The organism is Salinispora goodfellowii (assembly GCF_059570675.1).
Genome location: NZ_JCANTD010000008.1, coordinates 126,017 through 149,915, shown reverse-complemented (window position 1 = coordinate 149,915; position 23,899 = coordinate 126,017). Strand labels below are relative to the sequence as shown.

Here is a 23,899-nt window from a genome sequence, read left to right as displayed (position 1 = left end):
GGCGTTAGCAGCGGATCTGAACTGCCGCCATAGTTTTATTGTCATCGAAGCCACAGCCGTCACTCTCTGGTGGCGATGATGGCCGTCTGCGTAGGCTCACCAGTGCGAGTGGAACGAGTTCTCGCTCGATGCTGACTTGGGGCGATCCCGCGCAACGGAGTGTGGAGGTGGCTGATCCGATGGACGAAACCACGTACGATGTCGTGATTGTCGGAGCCGGGCCAACCGGGCTGCTGCTCGCCGGTGATCTCGCGGCGGCCGGGGTTCGGGTCGCTGTTCTGGAGAAGCGCCGCGACGAGTCGAACCTGACCCGAGCTTTCGGGGTGCATGCGCGAACCCTCGAGCAGTTCGACGCCCGTGGGCTCGCCGACCAACTGGTCGACACCGGCAAGGCGCTGGGCCGGCTCCGGTTGTTCGGCACGGTGTCGGTGTCCCTCGCGTCGCTGCCGACCCGCTTCCCGTTCCTGCTCGTCACCCCCCAGTACCAGGTGGAGCGACTGTTGCTGGAGCGCGCCGTAGCAGGTGGGGTCGATCTGATCCGCGGTGCCCGGGTAATCAAGATCGAGTCAGGTCAGGCTGAGGTGCAGCTGACCGTTGACCGCGACGGGGACGTCCACACGTTGACGGGCCGGTACGTCGTCGGCACCGACGGACGCCACTCCACGGTGCGGGAGCAGCTCGGCCTGGACTTCCCGGGCCACTCCGTACTCCGTTCACTGATCTTGGCTGACGTCCAGCTCACCGAGTCGCCGCCGGAGGTACTGACGGTCCTGGGTAACCAGCATGGCTTCTGCCTGATCGTCCCGTTCGGCGACGGTTGGTACCGGGTCATGGCGCGGGACCCAAACTGGGAGCCGCCCGACAGCACGCCGGTCACCCTTGCGGAGATCACCACGCTGGTGCGCCGGATCGCCGGAACTGACTACGGCATGCACAGTCCACGCTGGATGTCCCGGTTCCACAGCGACGAGCGGCAGGCCACCGCCTACCGGCAGGGGCGGGTGCTGCTCGCCGGTGACGCCGCCCACGTCCACTCGCCGGCTGGTGGCATGGGCATGAACACCGGTCTGCAGGACGCAGCCAACCTGGGGTGGAAGCTCGCTGCCGTGGTGCAGGGTCGGGCTGGTGACAGTCTGCTCGACACGTACGAGGCGGAGCGGCGGCCGGTCGGTCGCATGGTGCTGCGTACGAGCGGCGGGCTGATCCGGGCGGTGATCCTCCGTTCCTCGCTCGCGCGGGCAGCCCGCAACGGACTCTTCCGTGCTGGCATCGCCGTGCGGCCGCTGGGCGACCAGCTGCGAATGCGGCTCAGCGGGATCGGCGTACGCTATCCGGCCGCCCGCGGTGCGCATCCGTTGGTCGGCCAGCGCGCCCCCGACCTCGCCGCCCAGGATGGGAGCCGGCTGTACACGGCGCTGCGGGGTGGCGGCTTCGTCCTGGTGGATCCGGATCCGAACGGCCCCGGCTACGACCACCTGGTGACGTTCCGCCCGGCGGAGCCGACCACACCGATGTTGGTGCGGCCCGACGGGTATGTCGCCTGGGCCGGTTCCATCGGGCCCGACCTGGATCGGGCCCTGTCCGTCTGGGGCGTCGCCCGGCCCGCGTCGTGACCTGGTGTAGGTAGTCCCACTCGGGTCTCCCGCCCAGCGGGGTCGCCCGGGAGTCGTGGGTCCCCATCGGGGCCGCCGAACGTGGGGGTCGGCGGTCACCGTCGGGGCCGCCGAAGCTCATGTTGCTGATCTACTCTGGCCTCTTCTCCGAAACGGGTGGGAAGGGTGACATGAGCTACGCGGCGCTGATTCGACCGGTGCTTGACCGGGTGTATGTGGGTCTCCGTAGCCAGGGGAAGGACCGCATCCGCGCGGTCTACGACTGGTACGACGTTCGCCCCGGCTTTGAGAGCAGCTTCTACTTCGGGCTGCTGGCTCGGCCGATGCCCGCCGAGAGTTTCGCGGCGGCCACCACCTACTCCGGCTCCAACATGACCGGCGAGCTCGAACAGGGCATCGCTGAGGATGACGCTGACGGCACGTGGCGGCTTACCCCACGCGGACGAGAGGTGGCGCTGGCGGTGCAGCGTGCCATCGGCGACTGGGCCGAAGAGCTCTGGGATCGGCGGCTGATCGGCACGATGCCGGGGCTGGCCGTTGTTCCTCGGCTGGCGGATCTTGTCGGTCGGCTGCTGGAGGCGGGCCAGGTCACCGGCGGGCCGGCGTTTCGTGCGATGGCGCCGGTGTACGAGCCAGCTGACGCCACTGCGGCTCTTCGCCTCAGCTCTCGGCTCGGAGCATTGCGTCACCACCGCGCGGATGCGCACCGCGCGGCCTGGGCTGCCGCGGGATTCAGCCTGGCGCAGCTGAGAGCGTTACCGCCCGAGGAGCCAGCTCGACAAGCGATCGAGGACGACACCAACCGGCTGGATGGGCCGATCTATCAGACCCTGTCTGAATCCGAGCGGGCCGAGCTGCTCGCCGGCCTGGGGGCGCTTCCCGGGTGAGGTAGCTGCACAGCGGTGGCGACAGGTCCTCGGAACTGCTTCGGAAGATCGGCTGGCGGCTCGGGCGCTTGCCGTCCGGGCCGCTCAGTCTCCCCAGACCAGGTAGGCCGGGGCCGGCCGACCGGGCAGTAGCCGCAGCGGCGCGTGGTCCAGCCCGAGAACTTCCCGCACGGCGACGTTTTCGCCGGGCCACTTCGGGTTGTCCACCTCGTCGAAGGCGACAATGCTACCCCTGGTCAGGCGCGGCAGAATGGCCTCCAGGGCTGCCCTCGTCGGTTCGTACAGATCCAGGTCGAGGTAGGCCAGGGCGACGACGGTCTGCGGGTTCTCCTCCAGGTAGCGCGGCACGGTCTCCCGTACGTCGCCCTGGACCAGCACGCTTCGCTGGGTTACGTGACCGAAGAATTCACTCTGTTCGTGTGCGTCCAAGATCTCTCGTAGGTACGTCGGGTAGCCCGGCGGGGTGGCGAAGCGACCCTCGTACGCGGTCGGGCCCACCCGGTCGACGTCGTTGAGGTCGGGAAAGCCGGTGAAAGTATCGAAGCCAACGATGCGTCGCAGCGGGTTGTACGGTTCGTAGACTCCACGAAGGGCGGCGAAGGTGGCGAGGTGGCGGCCGTACCGGACCCCGAACTCCATGATTACGCCGGGGACGTCGAGGACCTGCCGATACAGCGCGTCCATGGAGAGCAGGTCGGTCAGCTGATGCCGGCGGAGGAAGAGCGGCAGATTGTTGATCATTTCCTCGGGCGGGATCGGCGAGGTGGCCAGAAGCTTGGTCAGCCGTAGCGCCGTCTCCGTCTCGGTGGGTGAGTCGTGTGCGAATGACCGCAAATATTGGCTGTCATCCTTGTCCATTATCGACCTCCTGTCATGGGGGGGGGTGACATGATGGGCGAAAGCGTAGGGGAGGCGGTCGGGTGACACAATGGCATCGGCGCGAGCTTCGATCTGAAATCGGCTGTGTTGGTGCTGGCCCGAACGCTCTTTTCGAGGTGAGCCGGCAGGCAAGGGTGAATTCTGCGGGTGCTCAAACTCCGGGCTTTGTTCAACTGTGGAGTTTCGGGTGAGCTGGCCGGGGTGCCTTCTCGCATAAGGGAAATTTATGCGATGGCCCCCCTGGCGGGGGCGGCGGCTAGCGGGGCTGAGTCCGGACACCGTGGCGGTTCAGAGAGACAGGCGAACGTCTCGATGATCCGGCCGACCGGGCCGATCGCCAACACCGGCGGGTCGGTTGGCTGTGGCGGTCCGATCAGGATGTGGCCGACCGTCGCGCCGCGCTGGGTCAGCTCCACCTCGGCAGTACCGACCAGGTAGCTCGTCGGCTCCTCGTCGACCAGGGCGCTGATCAGCGTGCGGTGCGCCCGTGCCAGCACGATCTGGGCGTGGTAGGAGCTGGGCCGGGCGACGACCGGAACGGCCGAACCGCCGGCGGCCACCGTCCACGCGGTCGGTACGTCGGTGCTCCGTCCCTTCCCGCGCAGGCCCACCAGCACCAGATCGCCGGGCTCGCTGTCGGGCACGAGCAGGGTGAGCCGGGGGCGGGTGACCACTGCGGCCGTACGGTGAAGTCGGTCCGCCAGGATGTGGCAGCAGTGACCATCGAGCAGACGGACCACCTGCCGGAAGTACCCCGGCGTGGTACCGACCAGCCGCGAGAACTGGGTGGTGAAGGTTGCGGCGCTGGTGTAGCCGACGCACCGGCCAATCGCGGTGACGGTCCGATCCGTGTGCAGCAGCAACCGCCGTGCCTCCGCCATCCGGAGGGCGGCGAGGAAACGGGCCGGAGTCATCGTGGTCACGTCGCGGAACAGCCGATGGAAGTAGAAGGGGCTGAACGGCGCTACCCGAGCCAGGTCGGCCAGTTGCAGCGGCTCCGCCAGGTGCTGGCGCATGTAGTCGATCGCCTGTGCCGCGGCTGCCTTTCGGGCCCGGTCCGCCAGGTAGGGCGAGACGACTGAGGTCGAATTCATGTGCGCCCCCTGTGCGGTTGTTCGGGCACCACCGAAAATTCTGCTTAGACCTCCTTGAACTTTTCTTGAAGCCGTCACCACCACGTATCACCGGGTGCGGGCGCAGTGGCCTCGCCCCGCTTGGGAAACTGCCCGGCAGGGTTGCGGACCACAGTTCCGAAATATTTACGACTGTCGCGGACTCAACCGCCGAGGTGGCAGCGGCAGGTGCACCGTGCCGAGGGCGGTGCCTCCGCGTAGCCGCCCTCCTGAAACAGCTGCCGGGCCAATGCGTGCACCGTGCCGAGCATGTGGTAGCTCCGGCCGGCGGGACCGTGTCGAACCTCCAACACCGATTTGTCGACCAATCGTTCCAGGAGCATCCGCACGGCGCGGAGATCACCGATCGGTGCCGCACCGGCGCCCGCACCCGCACTAGCACCGGCACCCGTGCCGGTACCCGCACCGACCGCCAGGTCGAAGTCGGCGGGCATCGCCCCGAGCCCGGTGAAGCAGCGAAGCTCCGCCGCGTCGAGCAACTCGATGCTTCGGTGCACAGCGGCGTGTAGCGACCGATGATGACTCGGCACCCCTCGTCGCGGCGGCCGGAGCCACTGCAGCGGATCGGCGACGACCTTAACCAGGGCGTCCAGCTGTTGCGTCCGCAGACACGCTGCGGCCAACTCGATGGCGAGCGGGAGGCCGTCCAGGGCCCGGCACACCGTGGTGACCCCCGGCATGGTGGCCTCGTCGAGTCGGAAGCTCGGCTGCACCTGGATGGCCCGTCGGGCGAACAACTGTTGCGCGGGTGGAGGTGCCGACGACCCTGGTTCCGGATCGGTGTGCAGTGGCCGGACCGGATACACCGCCTCGTACCGCATCCCGAGTAACTCGCGCGAGGTCAACAGGACGGTGAGGCCGGGACAACCCCGGAGTAGTTCGTCCGTCAGGTCAGCCGCCGCGTCGGTGACCAACTCGGCGTTGTCGATCACGAGCAGTAGCCGTCGGTCGTGCAGCTGACGTACCAGGGGCACGGGTGGTTCCGTCGTGCGCCGCGGTGGGGAGGTGACCACGGCGATCACCGCCCGTTCGAGTGCGGGTCCCGTGCGTACGTCCGTCAGGTCGACCACCGCCACCCCGTCGGCGTGCCGCTCCCGCTGCTGCTCGGCGACGGCCAGGCCGAGCGCGGACTTGCCCACCCCGGCCGGACCGGTGAGGCTCACCAGGCGATATCCGTGGAGCAGGTCGTTAGCTGCGGCAAGGTCGTTCGATCGTCCGGTCAGCTCGTCGATCAGGGGCGCCGTTCCACGCCACGGTGCGGCGTGCGCCGGGCTCGGGCGGTGGGTGGACGACGAGGCCAGCTTGGCGTCCAACACCTCGCGGTACGCTGCGGACAGTTCGGACCCCGGGTCCACCCCGAGGTCGAGCCGAAGCCGCTCGCGGACCTCGGCGTACCGCTCGATGGCCCGAGCCCGCTGGCCGATTCGGGCCAGGGTCTGCAACAGTCGGGCCTGCACCCGCTCGTTGAGGGGCTCGGTCAGGGCCAGTTGTTCGGCCACGGGCAGGACTGCCTCTGCCCGGCCCAGTTCCAGCCCGAGGCCGACATAGTTGAGCGCCGCGGCCAGGAACTCCTGCCGCAGCGGGCGGATGTCGTCCGGCTCAATCAGGAGCGCGGCCAACTCGCCGACCTGGGGATCTCGCCACCGACCAAGGCTCTCGCCGAAGCGGGCGAAGGCGCCGGTCGGCTGGCCGCGCTCGCGGAGGGATGCGGCCTCCCGGACTTCGGCACGAAACGCGTGCAGGTCGAGTTGACCGACGCCGACCGCCAGCCGGTACCCGCCGGGTACCGAGGCGATGACGTTGGTTCGTTGATGGCGTGGTGTGTCCGGTTCCAGCACCTGGCGCAGCCGGGCGACATAGGTGTGTACGAGGTTGGCGGCCCGGGCCGGTGACTGTCCCGCCCAGAGCGCGGCGATCACCTCATCGAGTGGTACGTGTCGTCCGGCCCGGAGCGCCAGCAGGGCGAGAATTGCTCGTTGTTTCGGGGGGCCCAGGTTGATCTCGCTACCGCGGATCGTCGCTTGGAGGGGACCGAGGATCTGAATATGGGGTTCGATCTCGATCCGGTTCATGTTTCCCCCAAGCTGTCGTGCCGCCGCGCTCGGTTCGTAGTTATTTTAAGTTAGGTTTCCGGGCGTCTGAAGTGGCTATTCGGTTGCCTGGGGTGGCAGGTGCTCGGGCCGCGCCTGCCCATCTTCGCTTTTGGCTGCCCTGGCGTGATCGATTTTGGATTTGGGTCGGTCGCATGGCGGAACGTTTCGATGTTCTTCAGGATGGGGAATCCACGAGGAGGACGATCTTTCCCCGCCCGTGCCCGGTCTCGATCGAGCGGTGTGCCTCGGCGGCCTGCGCGAGTGAGAGCGCCTGTCGAATGTGCAGTTTGAGCTTGCCCTTTGCGTGGAGCTCGGCCAGCTCGGCGAGCTGGGCGTTGGACCGTTTCGGTGTGACGGTCGGAACGCCGAGTTCGGCGGCGAGTTCGTCGGAGACCATGGTGCGGACCCGGTTCTTGTCCTTGACCAGTTCTACCGAGGCGCGCAGCGCGTCGTCGCCGGCGATGTCCAGGGCGGCGTCCACCCCGTCGGGCGCTAGGGCGCGTACCCGCTCGACCAGCCCAGCGCCGTAGGTCACCGGGACTACGCCCATCGACCGCAGGTAGTCATGGTTGGCCTCGCTCGCCGTACCGATGACGGTGCTCGCTCCCCAGGCCTGGGCCAGCTGGGCGGCGAAGGTGCCCAGGGCGCCCGCCGCGGCGTGGATCAGGACCGTGTCGCCGGGGCCGACCTTCATCTCGCGCAGGCACATGTGCGCACCGAGGCCGTTGGCGGAGAAGCCGCCCGCGATGTCCCAGGGCATGCTCGTCGGCCTGGCCGTTACCTGCTCGGGGGAGACCACCACGTACTCGGCGTAGGCGCCCAGCGTGCAGTAGCCGAGGACGTTGTCCCCCACCGAGGGTCCGGTGACACCTTCGCCAACCTGGTCCACGACGCCCGCGTACTCGTTGCCGGGTACGACCGGGAAGGAGTTGTCGACCGTCGGTGGTGCCCAACCCTTCCTGATGGCGGTGTCGAAGTGGTTGACCCCGGCCGACCGCACGTGAACACGCAGTTGGCCGGGGCCGGCCTCAGGAGTGGTGATCTCGATCAGCGTCAGAACCTCCGGTCCACCGAAGGATGTCAAGGCGGCAGCTTTCATGAGGGTCTCTTCTCACTTCCCTTGTCCTGGATCTGGGGCTTCGACGCGGAGTGACGCCGGGTGTTCGGAACCGGGGTGCCCCGGGGGACCCGGCAACGGAGGGAAGTATCGAACCTCAAGTCCACTACAGGTCAAGGTTGACGCTGGCTGCCGGTGCTGGCCCGCTGACAGACTGGCGGGCATGGCTGATATGCGTGATCCGAAGGGCGTGCTGCACCACTACCTGCAGGCGACTCGTGACGATCTGATCTGGAAGCTCGACGGGTTAGGCGAACGCGAGGCGAGGTGGCCGCGTACGTCAACCGGCAACAACCTGCTGGGAATCCTCAAACACTGCCTCAACGTCGAAGCTGGCTACTTTGGTCCTACCTTCGGGCGGGAGTTCCCCACGCCGGAGGAAACTGGTTTCAGTGGAGGCGTATGAGAAGGATTCACAGGCGGACTGGTATGCGGAGGTAGACGAGACGAAGGATGGGCTGATCGAGCTGTATCGTCGGGTCGCCGCCTTCGCGGATCAGACGATCGAGCAGCTTCCACTCGATGCCCCCGGCCGGGTGAGCTGGTGGCGACCAGACCGGCAGGAGGTGACCCTGCAACGAATCATCGTTCACGTCACCTGTGACCTGACCCGGCACGTGGGCCGGGCTGACATCCTGCGCGAGCAGCACGATGGAGCGATCGGTTGGCATGCGGGCAACACCAGCGTTCCCGACTACGACTGGTCGGGCTATGTCGTACGGCTGACTGATCTCGCCCAGCGGTTCGGATAGCGCACGGTCCGACCGGGGCCTGCTGGTGGAGGACTTCCGGGTCGCGCCGTGGTGCCCACGGGACGAGACCGGGCTGTCCGACCACGAGGTGGGCCAGGGGTACGAAACGGTGGTCGACCCGTCGGTACTCGTGCGCTTCCCGCTGACCACCGGCCCGCTGACCACCGGCCCGCTGGCCGGCCGCGCGGCGCTGCTGGTCTGGACCACGACTCCGTGGACGCTGCCGGCTAATGTCGCGGTGGCGGTGCACCCCGACGTCCGGTACGTGGTGGCGACCGACGGCGAGGAGCAACTCGTCGTCGCCGAGCCGCTCCTCGCGTCCGCGCTCGGCGACGGGTGGGACCTCACCGGGGAGTCGTTCCTGGGTAAGGAGCTGGAACGATGGACCTATCGGCCGCCGTTCGCCCTGGTTGACGTCGAGGGGGCGCACATCGTGGTGCTGGCGTCGTTCGTGACCACGGACAGCGGCACCGGACTGGTGCACCAGGCGCCGGCGTTCGGGGCGGATGACCTGGCCACCAGCCGCGCGTACGGCCTGCCGATGGTCAACCCGGTCCGGCCCGACGGTCGCTTCGAGCTGGACCTGCCGCTCGTCGGCGGGGTCTTCTTCAAGGCGGCGGACCGGCCGCTGATCGAGGATCTCGCGGCCCGAGGTCTGCTGTTCCGGGAGTTCCCGTACGAGCACAGCTACCCACACTGCTGGCGCTGCCACACGGCGTTGATCTACTACGCCCAGCCGTCCTGGTACATCCGCACCACAGCCGTTCGGAACGCCCTGTTGCGGGAGAACGAACAGACCACCTGGCACCCGGCCACCGTGAAGCATGGCCGGTACGGCGACTGGCTGGCCAACAACGTCGACTGGGCGCTGTCCCGGCGGCGCTACTGGGGTACGCCGCTGCCGATCTGGCGGTGCCCCGAGGGACACCTGACCTGTGTGGGCTCGTTGGCCGAGCTCAGCAAGTTGACCGGAACTGACCACAGCGGCCTTGACCCGCACCGACCCTTCGTGGACGAGGTGACGCTCGCCTGCGGGTGCGGGGCGACCGCTCGACGAGTCGAAGAGGTCATCGACGCCTGGTACGACTCGGGAGCTATGCCGTGCCGCGGTTCGGGTACCCGAACCGCGGCACGGACGAGTTCGCCGCACAGTACCCGGCGCAGTTCATCTCGGAGGCCATCGACCAGACACGTGGCTGGTTCTACACCCTGATGACGGTGGGCACGCTGGTGTTCGACCAGTCGCCGTACGAGACGGTGGTCTGTCTCGGGCACATCCTGGCCGAAGACGGGCGAAAGATGTCCAAGCACCTCGGCAACGCCCTGGAGCCGATCCCGCTGCTGGACCGGCATGGTGCCGACGCCGTCCGATGGTTCATGGCCGCGGTCGGTTCTCCCTGGTCAGCTCGTCGGATCGGGCACACCGCGCTTCAGGAGGTAGTCCGCAAGGTCCTGCTGACCTACTGGAACACCGTCGCCTTCCAGTCCCCGTACGGCCGTACCGCGGGTTGGTCGCCGTCGCCCGCCGACCCGTCGCCCGCCGACCGGCCCGTGCTGGACCGGTGGCTCCTCTCCGAACTGCACCTTCTGGTGGGGCGGGTCGACGCCGCTCTGGCCGACTTCGACACGCACCAGGCGGGTCGACTGCTGTCGGCGTTCATCGACGAGGTGTCCAACTGGTACGTACGGCGCAGCCGGCGACGGTTCTGGCGCGGCGACCGGGCGGCGCTGGCGACCCTGCACGAGGCGCTCTCCACGCTCACGCTACTGCTGGCACCGATCACTCCCTTCATCGCCGAGCGGGTCTGGCAGGACCTGGTAGCTTCGGTCACCCCGGGCGCCGAACCCTCGGTTCACCTGGCCGCCTACCCGGTGGCAGACCCAGCGCGGGTGGACCCGAGGCTGTCCGAACAGATGGCCCTCGCCCGGCGCCTGGTGGAGCTGGGGCGCACCGCGCGGGCCGAGTCGGGGATGAAGGTCCGCCAACCGCTGTCCCGAGCTCTCGCCTCCGGTCCCGACTTCGCGACGCTCCCGCCCGAGCTACTGGCCGAAGTCGCCGCGGAGCTGAACGTAGGCTCGGTCACCGCGCTCGGCGCCGCCGCGGGCTCGCTGGTGGACACCACGGCGAAGGCAAACTTCCGTACTCTGGGCCGCCGGCTTGGCAAGGCGGTCCAGCAGATGGCCGCGGCCATCGCCGCCACCGACGCGGCCGCACTTCGGGACGCCCTCGGCGAGAGCGGTACGGCCACGATCTCCGTGGCCGGTGAGCCGGTAAAGCTCCGGCCGAACGATGTCGTGATCACCGAGACTCCCCGGACGGGTTGGGCGGTGGCCAGCGAGGCCGGAGCGACGCTCGCCCTAGACCTGGAACTCACGCCCGAACTGCGTCGTGCCGGGCTGGCCCGGGACGCGATCCGAATGATCCAGGAGGCCCGTAAGAACAGCGGCTTTGAGGTCACCGATCGGATCACGTTGCGCTACCAGCCCCACCGGGAGGAAACCGCCCGAGCTCTTGTGGAGCATCGGGCCCTCGTAGCCGACGAGGTGCTCGCGACCGACTGTGCCGAGGGCGTGCCCTGGCCGGACGCGGAGTCGTTCACCGACGAGTCACTCGGCCTGACCTTCTGGCTCCGCCGCGACTGAGTGGTGGCATCCAGGCCAGAGCGGCGGCCCGGATGATCCGAGCCGCTCTTCTAGCCCGGATCATCCGAGCCGCCCTTCTCGCCCGGATCATCCGGGGCGATGCCGAAGCGGCGCCGCCCCGGATGGTTGGTCTCCTCGACGGCTGGCCCTGCGGTCGCCGCACGGTCAGCTGGCGGAGGGCTCCTGGTCGAGGAAGCCGTACACCGCGGAAACCCGGCCGTCGTGGTCGGCCTTGACCACGTCAAATCCAACGGCCACCGGCTCGGCCGCCTCGGCTGGGGCGAGGTGCCAGGTAAAGCGGGCGATGTCGTGGTGGGTGTCGACCGGCCCGGCCAGGGTGAAGGTCATGCCCCTGACCTGCTCCCGGACGGCACCGATCAACGCGTTGATCGCCTCGGGTCCACTGACGTCCGCCTTTGGGTCTGTATAGGTCGCATTCTCGGTACAGATATTGCGAACTTTTTCGGCCCGGCGCGTCGGGTCCGGCTCGTTCCACATAGCGATGTAGCGCTGGACGGTGTCGGTGAGGTCGATCATGACTGCGACTCCTCTCTTCTCGGAAGCCACGCGGTGTATTCCGTGGCCCCGAAAGATTCACACCGCCGCCGGCAGAGTGTCGATTATGTGTTAGGTAATGACACCATCGCTGAACCGCGGGCAGGCCCGCGCCGCACCCGAGCCCCCGGTTCAGGTGTGGAGATAGTCCATGGGCGGCTACTGCTCGTCGAGGAGGGCGCGTAGCTCACGCAACGCCTCGCGGAGCCGGTCGGCCAACGTGTGCATCATCTCCGCGACCGGGCGGGGAGTGCTGAGGTACAGGTGGAACCGGTCCGGCAGCAGCACGTAGGCGATTCCGATGCACCGGCTGCTGGTGGCCCCGAACCCGAAGTAGCGGATATTAGTGGACGGCGCCGAGCTGGTGCTCAGGTAGTCGTCGCGCATCGTGCGCCACCCCGGCGTCTCGTAGAGTCGGGGCGACTCCGGAACGCCGAGTGCGGCCCCCCGCCGTTGCTGGATGAGCTGTAGCTCCCAGAGGTGCTGCTCCGGTGCGGCGCCGGCCTGGCACTGCTTCGCCCGTTCGACATGTTTGTCGGCCGCCGCCCGGAACGCCGCCCGTCGCTCGTCGCCAGTTGCGGCGGGATCGTCCATGACCGCGACGAACCGCAGCACCTCCGGCGTGACGACGCGCATCGCCTCAGTTCGTCCCCGCGAGTACTGGCGGGTGGCGATGGACTCGTACGTGGCACCGGTGAACCCCTTGGCGCGCTTGTGCGCGAGCTGGTACCCCAGCTGTACGAAGGCGTCGGGTGACATCCGGAGCCGCTTGACCTCGTCCACCCCGAACTCGTCGAGGGACAGGGTCACGGTGGCGGTGTCCGCGCCGAACTGGGCGAAGGCTTGTGCCGCGGTGGCGATCTCGGCTTGCAGCCCGTCGTCGAGCACGAAGGTGACCGGCTCGATCGCTGGCATGCCCTGTGCCACCGCACCGGACTGCGCGGCGTGCTGCTCCGGCGTTCCGGCGAGAATCGCGTCGACGAAGCTGAGGATGGTGGTGCCGTCCAGCTCGCAGTGTTCGACGTTGATGCCGGCGGTGCCGTCCGCGAAGACGATGAGCGACATCGCCTTGTCGAACCACCGGTTGCCGCTGTCGCCGTGCAGCAGTTGGTCGCAGGCCGCCAGGTCGTCGGCGGGGGTCAGGTCCTCCAGGCAGACGCAGAACAGTGCCGTCTCGATGGTCTCCAGCGCCGCGGCGTTGCTGGGGTCGAGCGCGACCAGCCGCTGTCGGGCGGCCGCCCACTCGGCCCGAGCCATGGTGGTGAGATGGCCGGTCGCGGTGGTCATCGCCGCCGGCACGAGGCCGGCCTTCTGCAGCTCCCGCAGGCCCGCGGTCAGGTCATCGAGGGAGTACGGGCGTCCGTCCGGACCGAGTACGTCCATCCGAAAGGCATTGCCGTGGCAGAACACCACGATGTGCCGTGCGGCTGCGGGGCCCGGCATCTCCTCGCTGTACGGCGCTCGGACGCTGTCCTGTATCGGCCCCGGGATGCGGGTGGTGGCGAAGAGGAACTTGTTCTGCTCCATCGACAGTGGCTGCCCACGGGTCACGGCGGGTGGGATGCGTTCCGCGTCGAGCTGGACCTTGTAGTTGACGGTGGCGGCGATGAGCCGCACCGTGCGCTCCGCCTGTGGGTCGGTGAACCCGCGCAGCGGCGCGTCGCGGAACAGGAAGAAGAAGTTGGCGTTCAACGCGATGCGGTCGCGCCGGCCGAGGTAGCGGGCCGGCCAGAAATCGTCCAGCCAGCTGTGGGTAGCGGCATCCTCGTTGTACCGCACCAGGTCGGCGTGGAGCTTCGGACCCGGACCGTCGGCCCGCTCGAACTCCCGCACCGCGGCCTCGGTGTCGGCGAACTCCTGCTCCGTCAGCAGCGGCCCGGACCACTCGAGGAACCGGGCACAGGTCTCCGCCAGCGTGGGTAGCGGTACCGAGGGCAGCTTGTCCTCGTTGTCGAACGTACTCACTCGGCCTCCTGGAAGGTGCTGCTCGTCGGGCCGTCTGCTGGGCCAGTGGTTGCGGTCAAAGGGTATGCCGTCGGACGTCCGCCGGGCTGGTTGAAACGCATGGGGCTACTTGCGTGAGCGCTAATCCAGCAGCTGGTCGACTCGAATGGCATGACGTTCGGCATCGTGGTGCGTGGGTAGGACCCGGCCGAAGAGCTGCCGCGTACGGGTGACACTGCCCGTCACGCCGGGGCGCTGGGAGTAGGCGAAGATCGCCGTGTGCCGGGCGGTGTCCCCGTGCACGGCACTCACCCGGTGTAGCGCGTACCGCCCCTTGAACAGTTGGAGGTCACCGGGGCGCAGGGTCTGGGCCCGTACCGGTGCTCGATCGGCACCGGTGAGCACCGCACGGACCGCGTCGAAGTTCTCCGCACCCGCCGAACGGATGTTCGGGCAGTACTCGAAGACGCCCCCGTCCTCCGGCTCCTGGGTCAGCAGGCTGACGGTGAACTCGTTGAGGTCAAAGTGCCACGGATGGTCCATACCGGGCTGCACGACGTTGAGTACCAGGCCGGAGAGCGGGTCGGCGAGTTCGTGGAGCGCGGGAAGTTCGAAACAGGCGGCGACGAAGCGTACGAACGACGGGTCGCGGTAGAGCCGGTGGATGACACTGTCGGCGGGGATCAGATCGCGCGGGACGAACGCGTTGCCGCGGCGCATGATGATGCGACCCGGGTGTTCCGCCGGCAGATCGGCATCGAGTTCCGTATTGTAGACATTGGTTTCGGTAACGTTGTAGTATGCCGACGGGGCAACTGTGGCGCCTTCCCGTCGTAGCGTCTCCCAGCTGGTTGGCCGAATGAACTCTGGTAGCACACTGCAACCGTGGTCCCGCAGTTCGGCGCTGGTTTTTGTGACGACGTGTTCCCATACGTCGCTTCCTGGAGCGGCCAGTGGATAACGCACGGTGTCCACGTCATGCATTCAGAAGCTTCCCTTCTTCAATGGCGGCGACATGAAGAATTGCGGAATCCTAACAGGATTCACCAGCGCGCAGCCTCATGTTGGTTACCTTTTTCACAGCCGCAGCGACGAGTTCGGGTCGGCAGAGCTCGACCAGGTTTCCCCGGCTGCCGCCCGCCACCGAGTTGGTGGTGGGGTGCTGGGTGTTGGGCTGTCCTGTCGGTCGGGTGTTGGTGACGTGGCGCTGGCTGTCGAGCTGCCCCACCAGTGAGACTGACCTCCGGGTTCGCCTTCGCGCCATGGTCTGCCCGCGCACAGTGGTGGGATTGGCGCGCGGAAGTTGGCGATGACGTGGAGCACGGCCGGTGTGGCCGGGTATGGCCAGTGCTCCGGTCCGTGCCCCAGCTACGAGGGCAGCTCGACAGCGAGCGCGAGCGTAGGCCGGGTGCGTGGCTCGCTCTAAGGCTACGAGGCCGACGCCCGGGTCGAGCAGGCGTTGCATGGACTGGGGCTGACCGCGGTGGAGCGGAACCGCCCGCTTGGCGGCCTCTCCGGCGGGGAGCAGGCACGCGTGCACCTGGCCTCGGTACTGGCCGCGAACAGCGAGGTGTTGCTGCTCGACGAACCGACCAACCACCTCGACGACGCCGCGTTGAGCTGGCTGGAGGGGTACCTCCGCTCCCGACGCGGCACCACGGTCGTGGTCTCCCATGACCGGGTTTTCCTGGAGCAGGTCACCACCGGCCTGATCGAGGTGGACGCGGACCGGCGCACCCTGGTCCGCTACGGCACCGGGTACGCCGGCTACCTGGCCGAGCGGGCGGCGGCCCGGCAACGCTGGGAGCAGGCGTACGAACAGTGGCAGGCGGAGTTGGACCGGCTGCGGGAGGTCGCGGCGACCACGGCCCGCCAGGTGGCACCCGGCCGGGCGATCAAGGACCGTAACGGGCAACGCCAGCGGCTGGCGCTGGCCCGGCTGTTCAGTGAGCCCGCCGACCTGCTGCTGCTGGACGAGCCCACCAACCATCTCTCGCTGGGTCTGGTCGAGGAGTTGGGGACTGCCCTCGAGGAGTACCAGGGCGCCGTGGTGGTGGTCAGTCACGACCGCCGGCTGCGCCGGCGTTGGTCCGGGCAGACCCGGGAACTGGCCTGACGCTGTCCCGGGCTGGTAGTGCGAACGCCACGACGGCGACGAGGGCCAGGATGAGGGCGGTGAACGCGAACGCCTGTGCGTAGCCGCTGACGAGGTCGGTCTTGGTGGACGAAGCCCGGCTGGTCAACGCGACCAATGTGGTCAGGCCAAGGGCTCCACCAAACTGTTTGGCGGTGTTCGTCAGCCCAGAGACTGCCCCGGCGTCGGGGCCGGAGACACCGGAGGTCACCACGGCGGTCAGCGGCACGGTGAGCAGCCCGCCGCCGATCGACATCACGACGGCTGGGCCGAGTACGCCGGACAGGTAGGTGCTGTGCACGGTGATCTGGCTCTGCCACCAGAAGCCGGCCGCGGCGGTGGCGGTTCCGACGATGACCAGGGTCCGGGCGGGAACGCGCTGCATCAGCCATGGGGTCACGCGCATGCCGACCAGCATCATCAGCAGGGTGTGGGGTAAGAACCCGGCACCGGTCTGCAGCGGGGTGAGTTCGAGTACCTGCTGCAGGTACAGGGTCAGGAAGTACCACAGCGGGATCTGGAAGCCGGCCCCGACCAGCAGCATCAGCAGGTTGCCCAGCCAGATCGGCCTGGTTCGCAGTAGCCGCAGTGGCAGGAGTCGTGGCTCCGCGCCGCGTGCCTCGACCACGACGAAGGCGGCCAGGCAGATCAGGCCGGTGGCCACCGCCGCTGCGGTCCTCAGGTCGCGCCAGCCGTGCGTGTTGCTGGCCGTGACGGCGTAGGCTACCGCGAGCAGGGCGGTGGTGATCAGGGCGGCACCTTTGACGTCGAGGCGGCCAACCCGATCACGTGGCTGCCCTCCGGCCAACGTGGCAGCTGCTACGACGACGCAGAACGTGCCGATCGGTACGTTGATTAGCAGGGTTGACCGCCAGGTCAGGTACTCGGTCAGGGTGCCGCTGAGGAGGTTGCCGACCGCGCCGCCGGCCAGGCTGACCGCGGTCCAGACCGCCAACGCACGGTTGCGCGCGGGCCCATGCGGAAATGTCGTGGTGAGGATCGTCAAGGTGGCGGGTGCCAGTACGGCGGCACCGAGGCCCTGGAACGCACGGGCGCCGACCAGCGCACCGGCGGAGGCGGCGAGCCCGCCGACGAGACTCGCGGCCGTGAACAGCCCCAGCCCGGCGATGAAGACCGGTTTGCGGCCATATACATCGGCCAGTCGGCCGCCCAGCAGAAGGAAGCCGCCGAACACCAGCGCGTAGGCGTTGGCCACCCAGAGTAGGCCGGACGGGGAAAGGGCGAGGGCCCGTTGGATGGACGGAAGTGCGACGTTGAGCACTGATGCGTCGAGCACTACCAGGAACTGCGCGGTGCAGGCCAGTAGGAGCGCCGTCCGGCCGGAGGCCGGGTCGGGGGTGACGCGCCGGACGCGCTGCGTGCCCGGCTTGTCCCCGTCCCACCCCCTCACGACACCCCCGATCAAATCAGTGTAACCATATTGCTATACGGCAGACCGTAGCCATGAAGTAGCGTTTGGGCAACCTGGATGGGGAAGGGGGGAAGGGTTGCCGACCGGTCGAACCCGCGGGGTGGGCGTCGAGCATGAGCATCGGCGCAACGAGATCGCCGATGCGGTACTGGCTGTTGTCGCCGAACGCGGCCTGGCGGCCGTGTCCCTGGTCGCGGTGGCGGCGCAGGCCGGGGTGTCGCCCGGCCGGGTGCAGCACTATTTTCCCACCAAGCGAGAACTGGTCGAGGCTGCCTTCGAACGGGGCAACGCCCTGTCCAGCGATCGGATAGCTGCCAAGGCCAGACCCGATGACCAGGACGTCAGCCGGCGGCGCCTACTTACCGTGGTGCTCACCGAGCTGATTCCGTACGACGCCGTCACCCGTGCCCATCTGCGGGTACGCCAGTCCTTCACCGCGGCGGCGCTGGCCGACGAGGCCATCGCCGCCCGCCTGCGCGTCGACTACGCCAACCTCCACGGCCAACTCGCCGAGCTGCTCCGCTGCGACCGGGCCGCCGGCCACCTCCGTGCCCGGACCGATCCCGTGGAGGTGGCCGTAACCCTGGTGGCACTCGCGGAAGGGCTGGCCTACTACGTGCTTGTCGGCGTCCGTCCGGCCGCGGCCGCCCGGGATCAGGTACTCGCCGCGATCTCTGAGGTCTACGCCGTGGGGTGAGGCGCGGGCGTCGGGTCAGTCCGACTCGGGGTGAACGGAGCGGGCGACGCGGAAGCCCACGTCGTCCACGCGAAACGTCGGGTGGCTCCGGCGTCGTACGGAGGCCCGGCAACTCCAGTGCTCGTCGAACCAGCCGCCGCCACGGAGGACCCGGTAGTTGCCGTAGACCTCCGGGTCGTAGTGATCCCAGCACCAGTCCCAGACGTTGCCCAGCATGTCGTGCAGGCCCCAGGCGTTCGGTTGCCGGCCGCCCGCCGCGTGGATTCGTTCCCGCGAGTTGCCGCGGTACCAGGCGATCTCGTTCAGCGGTCCGTAGCGGGGGCCGGTCGTACCGGCGCGGCACGCGTGCTCCCACTCGGCTTCGGTTGGCAACCGGTACCCGCCGGCGGAGCGGTCCCATTCGATTTCCTCGTCGCCGGAGATCCGATAGGCCGGCAGCAACCCGTCCCGTCGTGACCAGGCATTGCAGCACCGGACGGCATCCCACCAGGACACCCCCTCGACCGGCAGTTGATCCCCGCGAGCCGTGCTCGGGTTGGCGCCGGTGATCGCGGCGTACTGGGCCTGCGTGACCGGGAATCGGGCGAGCTCGTACGGCTTCAGGTCGACTGACCATCGGCGCTGTGTTCGGCGGTCGGAGAGCGTGACCTGCCCCGCCGGGACAGCGATCATCAGTTCCTGCTGGTTCCGGTCCACAAGGCGCCGACCGTACCCGTGGTAAAGGCTTCTGTCGTCGGTGTTTCCGGCGCGGCCGGAGCCGATCCCGCTGACGTCCGGGTCCCGTCCCGGTGGCAGGGCCGCTAGGCTGGGCGGCGCGTGGGGCCCATCCGCGGGTTGCGCGCTTCGGTTGTTGGTGGTTGGTCTTTGTTGGGGGATTGTGGTGGAAAAAGGGACAATTGTTCGGTTCGATGACATTCGCGGCTACGGGTTCATCGCACCGCTCGGTGGTGGCGATGACGTCTTTGTGCACGCGAATGACTTCGGCGATCAGCGGCACCAGGTCGCCGCCGGCATGCGGGTGAGCTACGAGGTTGTGCAGTCCGAACGGGGCCTGAAGGTCGCGAGCGTGGCGCTGGAGGCGGCCCCGGCGGCGTCGAGCCGTAGTGTGCCGAGTCGCCCGCAGCCGCTGTCCGACGAGGACGGTGAGTGCGATGTGCTGGCGGTCGAGCAGTTCGACAGCGCCGTGACCGAGCTACTGCTGGCGAACGTGCCCACGATGACCGGTGCGCAGATCATCGAGGCCCGGCGGGCGCTGGTCGCCATGGCCCGTCAGTACGGCTGGGTCGAGGACTGACCGCTTCGCGCGCGGCGGCCCGGGGCCCGCGCCCTCCGACCTCGAGGGCGGGCCGTGGGAGGGCGACGCGCTCTCCAGGGCGGGCAACGGCTCGCCGCGCGCGGCGAGGTGGTCGTCTGGTGATCGATCGGCTGCGACAATCCGGGGATGGATGACAGCGATCAGGGCATCGATCGTGCCGTTGCGGGCGCTGACTTCGTGGAGTGGAATTTCTCGATCATGGCGGATGGTTCGCCGTGGCGCATCGAGGAGGGGATGACGCAGCTGCTCGCCCATGAGGGTGCGGAGGGGATCGGGCCATCCCTGGCTGTCGCCGCGCGCGAGGATGCCCGGGTCATCCAGGAGCTGGGTCGGCGGGAGACGCCGACGGCGGTGGCGGCGCTGCGGGCGTTCCAGGCGATGAGTCCGGTCGACACGCAGCGGGAACTGGCCGGGTTGCACGCCGACCGGCTCAGCCGGCAGGGCGTTCCCGACGCCTCCTGGGCGGCCACAATCGGCCGGGTGCGGGTGGAGGGCTGCTGGTGGGCGCACGACCCCTTCGACGAGACCGCCTTCCTGCTGTGCGTCTTCTCCTACGACGGAGACGATGAGCACGGCATCCTGGCCATGATCGACCTTGCCGTCGATGGTGGCCTGTTTCGGGAGCTGACCCTCGGCATGGACGTGGAGGTGCTGCAGGATGTCCTGCGCCGTGCCGACGGAGTCGATGGTCTGGTCACCGAGCCGGTTGACCCGGCGTATGCCCGGCGGCTGTTCGAGGACGCGGTCGTCACCTCGGACGAGGTGCTGGAAGATCGGGATTACCAGCCGAATCCGGCGCCGGCTGCCTACCGGAAGATGCGGGCGCTGACCCTGGCCCGGGCCCGGGCCCTGAGCGTCGCCGCCGCACCGCCGGACCCGCTGCCCGACAGCGTGGATGTCGAACTCATGAAGCGGGCGTTCCTCGCCTCCAGCATTGGCTCCAAGCTGCCCGGGGGCGGCGCGACGAGCCAGGCGGTGGACCTCTTCGTCGAGCAGCTCACCGAGCGGGCTTGCTGCCATCCGATGCGGGTCGGCCCGCGCCGGGTGATGGCTGCCCTGGGGCTGCCAGGTCTGACCCGGGACGCCATCGGTGATCCGGAGGTGGGCGACGTCCTTCCGGACGTTGTCCATGCCTGGGCGTCCTGGACCGCAGCCGAACGTGGTCTGTCCCGCGACGCCACGGAACGACTTGAACGGGCGTGCGAGCAGGCGTGTGCGCGCCTGCGCTCCACCGATTCGGGGGATCCGCCGCCCACCTGACCTGTGCTGGCTGGCTGGCCACGACCGCCGTTCAGCGTGGACGCACGCCGAGGCTCCGCGCTGCCGTCGCGAAGATCGCGAGGGCGAGCAGGAGCGACGAGTACAGCAGCACAGTCGGGACGGCACCGAGCCACTGCACCAGTACGCCGGCGAGCGCGGGGGCTATCGGTAGGAGGCTCCCGCCGAGGAGGTGCACGGCGGCACTCACCCGTCCCTGGAGGGCGGGCTCGGCGCGGGTGAGGATGTAGCCGATTATCGCGGCGTTGGCTGCGGGGCCGAGGAAGAAGACCAGCGCGCCGAGGACACCGATGAGATACGCGGAGTGGGCCACCGCCAGCAGCGGCGTCACCATCGCCGCAACCCACCCGAACGCCATGATCAGCGTCCGGGGCGGGAAGCGCCCGACCAGCCGGGGTGCCGCCAACGCGCCCAGCAACCCACCGGTGCTGGTAATCGAGAACAGCAGCCCCGCGGCAACCGGCCCGGCGCCGTGCCGCTCGGCCAGGAGGACGCAGACCAGGCCGATCGACTGAAAAACGAAGGTGACACCGGCGAACCAGAGCACCGCGCCCCGGGCGAACTGCTCCTGCCACAGCCACCGCAGACCCGCGTTGACGAAACCGCGGCCTCGGTGCGGCCGATGATCCCGGGTGTGGTGGTGCAGGGGGCGTCGGATCAGGGCCAGTCCCATCGCGGAGACGAGGTAGGAGACGGCATCCACCAGGAACGGCAGCATCCGGCCGGCGCTGAAGAGTATCCCGCCGAGGGCGGGTCCGACCAGCGTCGCGAGCTGCGTACGGGATTCGTTTCGGGCGGCGGCCTGGGGCACCTGCGCTCGCGCCACGACAAACCGAAGGGCTGCCGTCTCCGCGGGTTGGAAGCAACTGGCCAGGGCGGCTTCCGTGGCTGCCACAGCGGCAATGTGGACGAATGTGATCTTGTCGATGATGATTGCGATGACCAGGCTTCCCAGCGCCAGCGTGCGTCCCAGATCTGCCGCGATCATGAGAAGTCGTCGGTCGTGTCGGTCCGCCAGGGAGCCCGCCGGGAGTCGACACACCACAGCGGTGATGGCGGCGATTGACGCGATGGCTCCCGCGTGTGCTGCCGATCCGGTGACGGCCAGAGTCAGCAGGACGAAGCTAACCGAGGAGACGGCGCTACCCAGCGCGGAAATTGACTGGCTCACCCAGAGGATGACGAAGTCACGGTTCTGGGAGAGTGGACGTACCGGCGGCCCGGAGGTCGGCGGTTCTTGATTCTCGATCGACGGATCAACCACGTCCCCCGACGCTAGGCATGGTCCGGATCGGAAGCATGCGTGATCTGTGTCACCAGACCCGCAAACTCGTCCGATGTGGAGCTGCCATAGACTGCGCGCGATGATCAAGACGAGACGATTGGCGGGAGCCCTCGTCGGGCTGCTGGCGACGAGCGTGATGATTGGTCCGGCACCGGCCCTCGCGGATCGGGATACCCCGGTCGAGCCACCGAAGGTCGAGCTGGTCCTTGATGTCAGCGGGTCGATGCGGGCCACCGACATCGACGGGCGAAGCCGAATTTCGGTTGCCCAGCAGGCGTTCAACGAGGTGGTGGACGCGCTGCCGGACGAGACTGAACTGGGCATCCGGGTCCTCGGTGCCACCTATCCCGGTGATGACAAGGAGCAGGGCTGCCAGGACACCCAGCAGATCGTGCCGGTCGGACCGGTCGACCGGGTGCAGGCGAAGGCGGCGGTGTCGACGCTTCGGCCGACCGGGTACACCCCGGTCGGGCTGGCGCTGCGCTTGGCCGCCGAGGATCTCGGCACCGGTAGCACCGCCCGGCGGATCGTGCTGATCACCGACGGGGAGGACACCTGCGCCCCACCGGACCCCTGTGAGGTGGCCCGAGAGCTGGCTGCGCAGGGGACGAAGCTGGTCGTGGACACCCTCGGGCTGGCCCCGGATGAGAAGGTACGCCAGCAGCTACTCTGCATCGCCGCGGCCACTGGTGGCACGTACACCGCGGCGCAGAGTGCGGACGAGCTGACTGGGCGGATCAAGCAATTGGTCGACCGGGCGCAGGACACGCACACGGTCACGCCGGCCGTGGTCGCCGGCACCTCGGTCTGCGCCGACGCCCCGCTGCTCGGCGCCGGCGTCTACAGCGATCGGGAGACGTTCTCGGAGCACCGTTGGTATCGGGTGCCGATGTATCCCGGGCAGGAGCTGCGTGCCTCTGTCAGCGTGGCGTTGGACCGGCCGGTCAACCCCGACCACGCGGTGCTGCTGCGGGCGGTGGCCACCGACGGTCGGGAACTGGTGCGTGGCGTGGACGCCGGTAGCGGCCGGACCGACGTCGTCTCCGCCGGTCTGCGCTGGTCGGCCGGGGAGGAGCCAGAGGATGAGCCCTCCCCCACCCCGTCCACCACCCCCGAGGCCGAAGCCACCATCGTCTGTCTCGTGGTGAGTAACGCCTTCGCACCCCAGCCGGGGACCCAGACCTCGCCGGGGATGCCGGTTGAGTTGACCGTGGACATGGTCGCGTCCTCGCCCGCTCCGGCGGCCCCGGATCTCGGTCGTGGCGTGGTGCTGCTCGTCCTGCTGACGGTGGCTGGTCTGCTGGCCGGACTGGCGTCCGGGGTACTCACCCGGTGGTGGGTAGCGACCTGGAGGGAGAAGTGATGCCGGTCCGTTCAATGCGGGGTGGAGCCGTCCTGGCCGCTGTCGGCCTGGCCCTGCTGGTCTCGCCCGGGGCGGCCCGGGCCACCCCGACACCCACGCCGGGGGCGGTCCCGGTCACTCGAGCGGGGACCTCCTTCCTGACCGCCACCGATATCGCTGCCGGGCAGCCGGTGCAGGTGGACGCCGCTACCGGCGACTACCTGTACTGGTCGTTCCCGGCGGTGGCCGGCGAGCGCCACGAGATCACCGCGACCGTGTCGTTCCCCAAGCAGCGCAGTGGCGAGTCGACGTGGACCGTGGAGGTCTTCGACGGGCTGCGGCGGCGTCAGGCCTGCACCGCTGGTGCCCAGACGCCGACGGCTACCGCCGAGGCCGAGAGCGTCTCGCTCGGGTGCACCCTGCGGCAGGTGCGCTCCTGGGCGGAGCCGTGGTCGGCCGATCCGTTGCCGGGGACCTACTACGTCCGGCTCTCCGTGGCCGAACTGCCGGAGGAGGACCTTGGCCTGCCGATCGAGGTTGACCTACTGGTCGGCGCGCCGGATGCGGGGTCCCGCGACGACGGCGTGCTGGCGGAGCCGTTGGTGCTGCCCACCGAGGCCGGCACCATACTCGACGCCGCGCCGACGGAGCCGGCCGAGGGCGACGACGACGGCTACTTCGGTTGGCTGCCCGAGCTCGGTTCGCGCTGGGCCTGGAGCACGGTCGGCGGCATCCTCGCCGCGGTGGCGGGAGTCGTCGGCTTCGGTCTGACCCGGCGTCCCCGTCGTCGCTGACGGTGC

General features: G+C 68.8%; 17 protein-coding genes and 3 pseudogenes. 10 read left to right on the top strand and 10 right to left on the bottom strand.

What is annotated here, in order from left to right; all coding sequences use genetic code 11:
• Window positions 1-161 precede the first annotated feature (161 nt).
• Window positions 162-1,613 (top strand): FAD-dependent monooxygenase, encoded by a 1,452-nt coding sequence (locus T398_RS11730; protein WP_496446638.1) that lies wholly within the window; start codon window positions 162-164, stop codon window positions 1,611-1,613.
• Window positions 1,614-1,783: 170 nt separating this feature from the next.
• Entirely contained in the window at window positions 1,784-2,500 is a 717-nt protein-coding gene (locus tag T398_RS11725) for a hypothetical protein (RefSeq protein WP_496446567.1), read from the top strand.
• 84 nt (window positions 2,501-2,584) lie between these two features.
• On the opposite strand, the gene T398_RS11720 is transcribed toward T398_RS11725, so the two are convergent.
• From T398_RS11720 to T398_RS11705, 4 genes are all read right to left on the bottom strand, one after another.
• Window positions 2,585-3,358, bottom strand: a complete 774-nt coding sequence (locus T398_RS11720) for a class I SAM-dependent methyltransferase (RefSeq protein ID WP_496446565.1) — start codon at window positions 3,356-3,358, stop codon at window positions 2,585-2,587.
• 245 nt (window positions 3,359-3,603) lie between these two features.
• Window positions 3,604-4,473: a helix-turn-helix domain-containing protein gene (locus T398_RS11715; protein WP_496446564.1), complete on the bottom strand. Its 870-nt coding sequence runs from the start codon at window positions 4,471-4,473 to the stop codon at window positions 3,604-3,606.
• 182 nt (window positions 4,474-4,655) lie between these two features.
• Window positions 4,656-6,584, bottom strand: coding sequence for an ATP-binding protein (locus T398_RS11710; protein WP_496446563.1), 1,929 nt, complete (start codon window positions 6,582-6,584; stop codon window positions 4,656-4,658).
• Window positions 6,585-6,780: 196 nt separating this feature from the next.
• Window positions 6,781-7,704: an NADP-dependent oxidoreductase gene (locus tag T398_RS11705; protein ID WP_496446561.1), complete on the bottom strand. Its 924-nt coding sequence runs from the start codon at window positions 7,702-7,704 to the stop codon at window positions 6,781-6,783.
• A 181-nt stretch (window positions 7,705-7,885) separates the two neighbouring features.
• Here T398_RS11705 and T398_RS11700 point away from each other — a divergent pair.
• Together T398_RS11700 and ileS are read left to right on the top strand one after the other, a co-directional pair.
• Window positions 7,886-8,474, top strand: a pseudogene (locus T398_RS11700) (DinB family protein).
• Window positions 8,475-8,484: 10 nt separating this feature from the next.
• Window positions 8,485-11,117: pseudogene (gene ileS, locus T398_RS11695) on the top strand (isoleucine--tRNA ligase); the annotation flags it as partial.
• A 165-nt stretch (window positions 11,118-11,282) separates the two neighbouring features.
• Here ileS and T398_RS11690 read toward each other — a convergent pair.
• From T398_RS11690 to T398_RS11680, 3 genes are all read right to left on the bottom strand, one after another.
• A complete protein-coding gene (locus tag T398_RS11690) occupies window positions 11,283-11,654 on the bottom strand; it encodes a nuclear transport factor 2 family protein (RefSeq protein ID WP_496446559.1) in 372 nt (123 codons plus the stop codon).
• Between the two features lie 177 nt (window positions 11,655-11,831).
• Window positions 11,832-13,637, bottom strand: coding sequence for a choline/carnitine O-acyltransferase (locus tag T398_RS11685; protein ID WP_496446557.1), 1,806 nt, complete (start codon window positions 13,635-13,637; stop codon window positions 11,832-11,834).
• Between the two features lie 120 nt (window positions 13,638-13,757).
• Window positions 13,758-14,600, bottom strand: coding sequence for a HalD/BesD family halogenase (locus T398_RS11680; protein ID WP_496446555.1), 843 nt, complete (start codon window positions 14,598-14,600; stop codon window positions 13,758-13,760).
• A gap of 442 nt (window positions 14,601-15,042) precedes the next feature.
• On the opposite strand from T398_RS11680, the pseudogene T398_RS11675 reads away from it, so the two are divergent.
• A pseudogene (locus tag T398_RS11675) lies at window positions 15,043-15,732 on the top strand (ATP-binding cassette domain-containing protein); the annotation flags it as partial.
• Here the strand turns inward: T398_RS11675 and T398_RS11670 are convergent.
• Complete coding sequence (locus T398_RS11670; RefSeq protein ID WP_496446554.1) at window positions 15,674-17,161, bottom strand: MFS transporter; 1,488 nt, start codon at window positions 17,159-17,161, stop codon at window positions 15,674-15,676. The pseudogene T398_RS11675 and the gene T398_RS11670 sit on opposite strands and share 59 nt — an antisense overlap.
• Window positions 17,162-17,282: 121 nt before the next feature.
• Between T398_RS11670 and T398_RS11665 the strand changes: the two genes are divergently transcribed.
• Complete coding sequence (locus tag T398_RS11665) at window positions 17,283-17,879, top strand: TetR/AcrR family transcriptional regulator (protein WP_496446552.1); 597 nt, start codon at window positions 17,283-17,285, stop codon at window positions 17,877-17,879.
• A 15-nt stretch (window positions 17,880-17,894) separates the two neighbouring features.
• Here the strand turns inward: T398_RS11665 and T398_RS11660 are convergent, their stop codons facing one another.
• The gene (locus T398_RS11660; protein WP_496446550.1) at window positions 17,895-18,575 is read right to left on the bottom strand and encodes a formylglycine-generating enzyme family protein; all 681 of its coding nucleotides are present in this window, start codon (window positions 18,573-18,575) and stop codon (window positions 17,895-17,897) included.
• 184 nt (window positions 18,576-18,759) lie between these two features.
• Here T398_RS11660 and T398_RS11655 point away from each other — a divergent pair, with 184 nt between their 5' ends.
• Together T398_RS11655 and T398_RS11650 are read left to right on the top strand one after the other, a co-directional pair.
• Window positions 18,760-19,173 carry a cold-shock protein gene (locus tag T398_RS11655; RefSeq protein ID WP_496446548.1) on the top strand — a complete coding sequence of 138 codons (414 nt, stop codon included), beginning with the start codon at window positions 18,760-18,762 and terminating at the stop codon, window positions 19,171-19,173.
• A 147-nt stretch (window positions 19,174-19,320) separates the two neighbouring features.
• Window positions 19,321-20,454, top strand: a complete 1,134-nt coding sequence (locus T398_RS11650; RefSeq protein WP_496446546.1) for a beta clamp domain-containing protein — start codon at window positions 19,321-19,323, stop codon at window positions 20,452-20,454.
• Between the two features lie 31 nt (window positions 20,455-20,485).
• Here T398_RS11650 and T398_RS11645 read toward each other — a convergent pair whose 3' ends face one another.
• Window positions 20,486-21,736, bottom strand: coding sequence for an MFS transporter (locus T398_RS11645; RefSeq protein ID WP_496446544.1), 1,251 nt, complete (start codon window positions 21,734-21,736; stop codon window positions 20,486-20,488).
• Window positions 21,737-21,836: 100 nt separating this feature from the next.
• Here T398_RS11645 and T398_RS11640 point away from each other — a divergent pair, with 100 nt between their 5' ends.
• A complete protein-coding gene (locus T398_RS11640) occupies window positions 21,837-23,120 on the top strand; it encodes a VWA domain-containing protein (protein WP_496446543.1) in 1,284 nt (427 codons plus the stop codon).
• On the top strand, window positions 23,120-23,893 hold the full coding sequence (locus T398_RS11635; RefSeq protein ID WP_496446541.1) for a peptidase: 774 nt from the start codon (window positions 23,120-23,122) through the stop codon (window positions 23,891-23,893). Before T398_RS11640 ends, T398_RS11635 begins: the two co-directional genes overlap by 1 nt.
• Window positions 23,894-23,899 lie beyond the last annotated feature (6 nt).